The organism is Candidatus Methylomirabilota bacterium (assembly GCA_036005065.1).
Lineage (GTDB): Bacteria > Methylomirabilota > Methylomirabilia > Rokubacteriales > DASRDR01 > DASYQW01.
This window is the reverse complement of record DASYQW010000126.1, coordinates 1-8,042: the sequence shown is the minus strand read 5'-3', so window position 1 is coordinate 8,042 and position 8,042 is coordinate 1. Positions and strand designations below refer to the sequence as shown.

Annotated in this window: 7 protein-coding genes; 6 read left to right on the top strand and 1 reads right to left on the bottom strand. The window is 70.6% G+C overall.

Annotated features, from left to right (window positions below):
- From VGW35_09120 to VGW35_09100, 5 genes are all read left to right on the top strand, one after another.
- Positions 1-589: extracellular solute-binding protein (locus VGW35_09120; protein HEV8307818.1), on the top strand; the 589-nt coding region annotated here is incomplete at its 5' end.
- Positions 589-1,710: an ABC transporter ATP-binding protein gene (locus tag VGW35_09115; protein ID HEV8307817.1), complete on the top strand. Its 1,122-nt coding sequence runs from the start codon at positions 589-591 to the stop codon at positions 1,708-1,710. The genes VGW35_09120 and VGW35_09115, both read left to right, overlap by 1 nt.
- Positions 1,707-2,627, top strand: a complete 921-nt coding sequence (locus tag VGW35_09110) for an ABC transporter permease (GenBank protein HEV8307816.1) — start codon at positions 1,707-1,709, stop codon at positions 2,625-2,627. Before VGW35_09115 ends, VGW35_09110 begins: the two co-directional genes overlap by 4 nt.
- Before the next feature lie 179 nt (positions 2,628-2,806).
- Positions 2,807-3,550, top strand: a complete 744-nt coding sequence (locus VGW35_09105; protein ID HEV8307815.1) for an ABC transporter permease — start codon at positions 2,807-2,809, stop codon at positions 3,548-3,550.
- Positions 3,551-3,565: 15 nt separating this feature from the next.
- On the top strand, positions 3,566-4,744 hold the full coding sequence (locus VGW35_09100; protein ID HEV8307814.1) for an SIS domain-containing protein: 1,179 nt from the start codon (positions 3,566-3,568) through the stop codon (positions 4,742-4,744).
- A gap of 251 nt (positions 4,745-4,995) precedes the next feature.
- Here VGW35_09100 and VGW35_09095 read toward each other — a convergent pair whose 3' ends face one another.
- Positions 4,996-5,988: a hydroxyacid dehydrogenase gene (locus tag VGW35_09095; GenBank protein ID HEV8307813.1), complete on the bottom strand. Its 993-nt coding sequence runs from the start codon at positions 5,986-5,988 to the stop codon at positions 4,996-4,998.
- Positions 5,989-6,346: 358 nt separating this feature from the next.
- On the opposite strand from VGW35_09095, the gene VGW35_09090 reads away from it, so the two are divergent.
- Positions 6,347-8,020, top strand: a complete 1,674-nt coding sequence (locus VGW35_09090; GenBank protein ID HEV8307812.1) for a glutamine--tRNA ligase/YqeY domain fusion protein — start codon at positions 6,347-6,349, stop codon at positions 8,018-8,020.
- Positions 8,021-8,042: the final 22 nt, after the last annotated feature.

Below are 8,042 nucleotides of genomic sequence, written 5' to 3'. Positions count from 1 at the left end.
GACCTGGGCGGAGCTGTGGGAGGCGAAGTACCGGAAGAAGGTCCTGCTCCCCCACATGGGGCTGACCAGCGCGGTCAACGTCCTGACGGTGGCGGCCCACCTCGCGACCGGCAAGCCGCTCCGGGAGGCGCAGTACGATCTGGACGCGGCGTTCAAGAAGCTGGCGGCCCTCAAGCCCAACCTGCTCAACATCTACACCAACCCGACCCAGGCCCATAACCTCCTCGAGCAGGGAGAAGGGTGGGTGATCCCCGGCGAGATCGGGTCGTACGTGCTGTTGCGGAAGAGCCAGGGCGCACCGGTCGACATGGCCAAGCCGAAGGAGGGGTCGTTCAGCCTGCCGAGCGGCTTGGCCAAGGTGAAGGGCGGCCCCAGCCCCGAGCTCGCCCACGCCTTCATCGACACCATGCTCGACGTCCCCGCCCAGCGGTTGTGGGCCGAGCGGTTCTTCGATTCCCCGGCCAACCCCGCCACCCCCGTGGGGCCCGACATCGTGTCCCCGGCCGAGATGTTCGCGACGGACTGGGAATTTGTGTCCAAGAACCGGAAGGCGTGGATCGAGCGCTTCGATCGCGAGATCGCGGCCTGATGCCGGGGCCGCGAGCGGAGCCGCTCGCGCGTCCCGTCCTCGAGGCGAGTCCGGCGGAAGGCTACCTCACGGTCATCGACGTCGCCAAGCAGTTCGGCCCGGTCGAGGTCTTGAACGGGATCACCCTCAGCGCCGGGCGCGGGGAGCTGCTCTCCATCCTCGGTCCCTCCGGATGCGGGAAGACCACGCTCCTTCGGGTGATCGCCGGGTTTCTCCGCCCGGATGCGGGCCAGATCCGGCTCGACGGGCGCGACCTGACCGGCCTTCCGGCCCATCGACGCAACGTCGGCGTCGTCTTTCAGAGCTACGCCCTCTTCCCGCACCTGACCGTGGCCGAGAACGTGGCGTTCGGGCTCAAGGCCCGGGGCGTGCCGCGCGCCGACATCCGGCGGGAGGTGGCGAAAGCCCTGGCCCTCGTCCGCTTGAGCGACCTGGCCGAACGGTCCATCCAGGCGCTCTCGGGTGGCCAGCAGCAACGGGTAGCCGTGGCCCGGGCCCTGGCGGTCAAGCCCTCGCTGGTCCTCCTCGACGAGCCGTTCAACGCGCTGGACAGGAAGCTCCGAGAAGTCATGCAGATCGAGCTGGGCAAGCTGCTGCGTGAGCTCGACGTGACCGCCATCTTCGTGACGCACGACCAGGACGAGGCGCTGGTGCTGTCCGACCGGGTGGCGGTCGTGCACGCCGGCCGGGTGGAGCAGCTCGCCGAGCCCCCCACGATCTACGCCCGCCCGGCCACGCCGTTCGTCCTCGATTTCGTCGGCTCCTCGCTGAAGCTTCACGGCCGCGTGGTGGCTCAGGCGGGAGGCGAGATCAGGGTCGAGACGGCGTCGGCGCCGGTGACCGCTCCGGGCGCCTTCGCGGTCGGAACCCGGGTCATGGTCGCCGTCCGGCCGGAGCGGATCGAATTCGGCGAGCCGCCCGACCGGCGGTACAACGCGGCCACGATGACCGTGAGCGACGTGATCTTCCACGGCGCCAGGATCCAGGTTCACTTCGCCTGCGCCGAAGGCGACCGCGCCCTGGCCGAGACCTCCGACCCGGCCGGCCAGTCCCTGGCGCCGGGCACCAGGCTGACGCTGCGGTGGCCGATCGCGGCGACCCTCGCCTACGAGGTCGGTTGAGCCCGCCGCCGTCGACCGTCCGCGAGCTCGAGGCGACGGGCCAGGCCGTCCGCCCCCGCCGGGCGCCGGGCCACCGCGAGGTCGATCCGCTGGCGTTCCTGGCGCTGCCGGCCGGCCTCTATTTCCTGGTCGCGCTGATCATCCCGCTGGGCCTGCTCTTCGGGTCCAGCCTGCGGGTCGGCGACGCCCTGAGCCTGGAGAACTACGCCCGGTTCCTGCGGGATCCCCACAACCAGGGCGTGGTGTGGAACACCATCAAGTACGGCCTCGTCGTGACCGCCGGCTGTCTGGCCATCGGATACCCCTATGCGCTCGCCATGGCGCGGGTGTCGGGGGGACGGCAGACACTCCTGCTGGTGGGGGTCTTCCTGCCCATGACCGCCAGCGTGATCGTGAAGGCCTTCGGCTGGACCATCCTGTTGCGGAGCAACGGCGTCGTGAACCAGGCGATCATGGGGATCGGCCTGACCGGCGAGCCGGTCCAGCTGCTGTTCAGCCAGACCGGACTGTTTCTGGGGACCGTCAGCATCCTGCTCGCCTTCATGATTCTGCCCGTCTATTCCGTGCTGCGACTGATCCCCCAGGAGCTCGACGACGCGGCCGCCTCGCTCGGGGCCACCTCCGCCTACCGGTTCGTCCACGTGATCCTGCCCCTCAGCCGGTCCGGCGTGCTGGCCGGCTGTGCCTTCGTCTTTTCGATGACGGTTTCGGCCTACGTGATCCCCAGCGTGCTCACCGGGGCGGGTTACCAGGTGATGTCCAAGGTGATCGCCTACTCGTACCTGACGGTCCGGGATCCGGCGCTGGGCTCCACGGTGAGCGTGCTCCTGCTGCTGATCGCGGGCTCGGCGGTGATCGTGTCCGGCTGGCTGGCCGGCGAGCGCCGGATGGAGCGACGATGGAAGACCGGCGGCTAGGTCCCTCGGAGGGGGGCTCCGCCCCCCTTCCGAAGCCTCCCCCCGGGAGGGGATTGCGCGGGCAAAGCCCGCGCTCGGAGCGGAACCCTTCCCGGTGGGCGGTTCGTCATCGCGCCGCGCCTGGTGACTCGGACCGGCGGCTAGGCGACGGCCTCCTGCTGGCGTTCGCCGGGACGGTGATGGTCCTGCAGCTGGCGCCGCTGGTCCTGGTCGTGGTGGTGTCCTTCTCGGCCTCGCCGGTCTTCGATCTCCCCGTCGATGGGCTGTCGTTGCGCTGGTATCGGCGTCTGCTTCACGTGAAGGGCTTCTGGGCCTCGATGGCGCTGTCGGCCCAGATCGCCAGCCTCTCGACCGCGGCCGCACTCGTCCTCGGGACGGCCGGCGCGGTCGCCGTCCACCGCTGTCGCTTCCCGGGCCGCCGCGCGCTGGTGGCGGCCATCCTGTCACCGCTCATGCTCCCCGGGCTGGTGCTCGGCATCGCGATGCTGCAGGGGTACCGGCGCTACGGGCTCGACGACGCCTTCGTGGCCCTGCTGGTGGCGCACGTCGTCCTCACCACGCCGTTCATCATGCGGGTGGTGCTGGCCAGCCTGTCCCTCTTCAACTTCGAGATGATCGACGCCGCGCGAAGCCTGGGGTACTCGCATGTCGAAGCTTTGGTCCGGGTGCTTCCTCCCAATCTCTATCCGGCGTTCCTGAGCGGGGTGATCTTCGCGTTCCTGGCCTCGTTCGACAACTACCCGATCTCGATCTTTCTGACCGACGCCCGCAACAAGACCCTGCCGATCCAGATGATCGAGTTCATCGACGAATCGGCCGACCCGACGCTGGCCGCCGTCTCGACGCTGCTGGTGGTCATGGCCGCCCTGGCGCTGCTCGTCACGGACCGACTGCTCGGTCTGCGGCGACTGGTCAGTCTCTGAGGGGGAGCGATCACGATGACCGACCCGCCGCGCCGGGCGTCGGGCGACCTCCCGTACGCGGACTACGTCGCCGCGGCCCTGGCCGAAGCCGTCGATCCGGTCGCCCTGCGAGCCGCCGCGGCCCGGGGCGCCCGGGACCTGCTCGCCGCCCGCCCCGGGCTGCCCCGTGGCCGGCTGCTGTTCACCGGATCGGGGGACAGCCTGTTTGCGGCCGCGAGCACGGTGCCGGCCTTTCGCCGGTGGACGGGACTGGCTGCGCACGCGCTGTCGTCGCTGGAGTGCGCCCGCTACGAGGTCCCGCTGCTCGGCCCCGAGGACGTCGTGCTGGCGATCTCGAACTCCGGCGGCTCCACCCGGACCCGGGAGACCGTCATCCTGGCTCGCTCGCGCGGGAACCCCACGGTGAGCCTCACCGGGAGCGCCACGGGCGGCCTCGCCGATCTGACCGATCTGGTCATTCATCGGCCGGTTGCCGCCGTGACGCGCCCGCCGGTCCGCTACCAGCGTCTGTTCCAGAACATGGTCCAGTACCTGGCGACGCTCTACACGGTGTACGCGCTCGGGCTCGAGATCGGCCAGGCGCTGGGCCGGCTGTCCAGCGCCCGGACGGACGACTGGTTCCGGACCCTCGACCAGGTGTTCGGAAGCATCGTGCCCGTCATGCGCGACACCCAGGAGCCCGCGCGCGCTCTGGCCGACGCGCTGGCGGGCGCCGACACCCTCTGGGTGCTCGGAGCCGGGCCGAACGCGGGCACGGCCGGCTACTGCGCGGCCAAGTGTCACGAGCAGGTGCCGATCAACGGGATCCCGCAGGATCTCGAGGAATGGGCGCACCTGCAGTACTTCCTCACCCTCGCCTGGGGACAGCGCAGCGCGGTGGTCGTCCTGGCACCCCCCGGCAACGCGCTCGACCGGGCCGAGGAGCTCGTGACCGGCATCGCGGGGGCCGGCGGCCGGGCCATCGTCGTCCAGCACCCGGCCCACGGCGCGTTTCCGGCGGCGGCCGCGCGGTTTCCCGTTGCCGCCACCGAGAGCGAGCTGTTGACGCCGATCCTCTATCAGCTACCGGTCCAGAGCCTGGTACTGTGTCTCCTCGATCGCCTCGGTGTGGCGGAAACGCCCTGGCGGCGGCGAGACGACTACGTCTTGATCCGCCACGGCACCGTCCGGCCGACCGCCGCGGGACTGTCCTGACGGCGCCGGTCCACGGGGAGGGGCGGAAGCCGGGCGGGCCATGCGTCCAGACCCGCGAACGGAGGATCCCATGCGGTTGGCAGGAGCGGTCGCGGTTCTGTTGACGGCGGCCGCCGTGCTCTCGGCGTGTGCGGCACCCAGTGGGGTCGATCGGCCACAGCCGATCCCCATGGAGAAGGCACCCCACCCGACGATGGCCGGCCCTGGATGCTGTCGCTGATCCGGCGTCCCGGCTGACGCGGGCGGACGCCTCACCGGGGGTGGGCCGGGCGCGGCCACACCTCGGGGTTGGCCAGGATCTGGGGCTGCTCCCCCCGCAGCACGCGCAGCATTTCGCCGGTGACCTGGAGGGACGAGTGGCGCATCGCCTCCCGCGTGGCCCCCGCCACGTGCGAGGAGCACACGACGGTGTCGAGGTTGAGGAGCGGGTTGTCGACGGGGCTCGGCTCCTCCTCGAACACGTCGAGACCGGCCGAGGCCAGGCGGCGACGCGTGAGCGCCTCGAAGAGCGCCCGCTCGTCGTGGACGGGCCCGCGCGAGGTGTTGATGAAGATCGCCTCCGGTTTCAGGAGGGCCAGGGTGCGCTCGTTGATCATGTGGCGCGTCTCGGGCGTGAGCGGCGTGTGACACGTGAGGACGTCCACCTGGGGTAGGAGGGCCTCGAGACTCGCCACCGGCTCCGCCCCGCGGCGACGGACTTCGTCGGCGGCGACGTACTTGTCGTAACCGAGGACCCGCATCCCGATCGCCCCGGCGAACTTCGCCACCCGGCGGCCGATGTTGCCGACACCCACGATCCCGAGCGTCTTGCCGGCGAGCTCGGTGTTCGGGAGCACCTGCCGCGCCCGCCAGTCGCCGGCCCGGGTCATGCGGTCGACCGCCGTGGTGTGCTTCACGCAGGCAAGCATGAGCATCAGCGCGTGCTCGGCCACCGCCTGCGAGTTCGCGCCGGGCGCGTGGACGACGGCGATGCCGAGCCGGGTGGCGGCCGGGATGTCCACGGTGTCGAGGCCCACGCCGTGCCGGCCCACGACGCGGAGCCGGGGGCAGGCCGCCATGAGGCGCTCGGTGCACCGGGGGCGCGCGCGGAAGAGGATGCCCTCGGCCTCGGCGGCGGCCTCGATGAGGCCGTCCTCGGTTTCGGCGGTCGCCACCACGACCCGCGCCTCCTGCTCGAGGTGGGCATGGCCGTCGGGGTGGATGGCGCCGGCCAGCACGATCAGGGGTCGGGAATCGGCGGTCATCGAGCGCTCTCCTTTCGGGTCGGGACTGCCGGGACAGTGTACCGTCTCGACGCCGGGGCTGCAGGCGTTTCGTCATTTCGGGGGGGTCTCGGAAGACCCCCGACGCCCCCCTCGGTTGCGGCGGCGTGGCCGCCGCTCGGAGCGCTGCCCGACGCGGCGCGCGCTCGGAGCGAGCTGCCGGATTACTCCGACAGGCACCTGGCTGGCACGCCCATCCTCCGTCGGTGGTGTCCTACGTTAAGTTGACCGCGCTTCCAAATTAGGACACCACCCCTCCGTCCGGGCGCTTGATTTGGCGCGGATTCCTCGATAGGCTGGGCCCTACACCAACGAGCGAACCGAGACGAGGGCGACCAGCATGACCACCGCCGGTTCGGTGCCGTCGCCGAACTTCATCCGGACGATCGTGGAGGAGGACCTCCGCCAGAACCGCTGGGAGGGCCGGGTCTGGACACGGTTCCCGCCCGAGCCGAACGGCTACCTCCACATCGGCCACGCCAAGTCCATCTGCCTCAACTTCGGGCTGGCCGCCGAGTACGGGGGCCGTTGTCATCTCCGCTTCGACGACACCAACCCTACCAAGGAGAGCGTCGAGTACGTCGAGTCGATCAAGGCCGACGTCCGCTGGCTCGGCTTCGACTGGGGCGAGCACCTCTACTTCGCCTCCGACTACTTCGAGCAGCTCTACCGGTGGGCCGTCCAGCTCATCGAGGCCGGTCGGGCCTACGTCGACGACCTGAGCGCGGAGGAGACCCGGGAGTACCGCGGCACCCTCACCGAGCCGGGTCGAGAGAGCCCGTACCGCCGCCGGTCGGTCGAGGAGAACCTTGATCTGTTCGCCCGCATGCGGGCCGGCGAGTTCGAGGACGGCACCCGGACCCTGCGCGCCAAGATCGACATGGCCTCGCCGAACCTGAACCTGCGCGACCCGGTCATGTACCGGATCCGCAAGACCTCGCACCACCGGACGGGCGACGAGTGGTGCATCTACCCGATGTACGACTGGGCCCACGGACAGTGCGACTCGATCGAGCGGATCACCCACTCGCTCTGCACCCTGGAGTACGAGGCCCACCGCCCGCTCTACGACTGGTACCTCGGCGCCCTGGGCGTCTACCATCCGCAGCAGATCGAGTTCGCTCGCCTCAACCTGAGCCACACCGTGCTGAGCAAGCGCCGGCTCCTCGAGCTGGTCGAGGGGGGCCACGTGAGCGGCTGGGACGACCCCCGGATGCCCACCCTGGCCGGCCTGCGCCGGCGCGGGTACACCTCGGAGGCGATCCGGGACTTCTGCGAGCGCATCGGCGTGGCCAAGGCCGACAACGTGGTCGACATCGCGCACCTCGAGCACTGCCTGCGCGAGGACCTGAACCGCCGCGCCCCCCGCGTGATGGGGGTGCTGCGCCCGCTCCGCCTGGTGCTCGAGAACTACCCCGAGGGGCAGACCGAGGAGCTCGACGCTATCAACAACCCCGAGGACCCGAGCATGGGGACGCGGAAGGTCCCGTTCTCCCGCGTCCTCTACATCGAGCAGGACGACTTCCGGGAGGTCCCCCCACCCAAGTACTTCCGCCTGTCCCCGGGGGGCGAGGTGCGCCTGCGCTACGGGTACATCATCCGGTGCGTCGGCGTCGTCAAGGACGACCGCACGGGCGAGATCGTCGAGGTGCGCGGCACCTACGATCCGGCGAGCCGGGGTGGCGAGGCGCGGGGGCGCAAGGTGAAGGGCACGATCCACTGGGTGTCGGCGGCCCACGCCGTGGAGGCCGAGGTGCGGCTCTACGAGCACCTGTTCCTCCGGTCGCGCCCGGACGACGAGGAAGACTGGACGGCCCACCTGAATCCGAGCTCGCTCGTGTCCCTCGAGGGCTGCCGGCTCGAACCGAGCCTGGCCGGCGCCGTGCCAGGGAGCCGCTACCAGTTCGAGCGGCTCGGCTACTTCTGCGCCGATCCGGACTCGGGTGGGCGCCGGCTCGTGTTCAACCGGACCGTGCCCCTGCGCGACACCTGGGCGAAGCTCGAGAAGCCCTAACGGCGTGTCGGAATAATCCGGC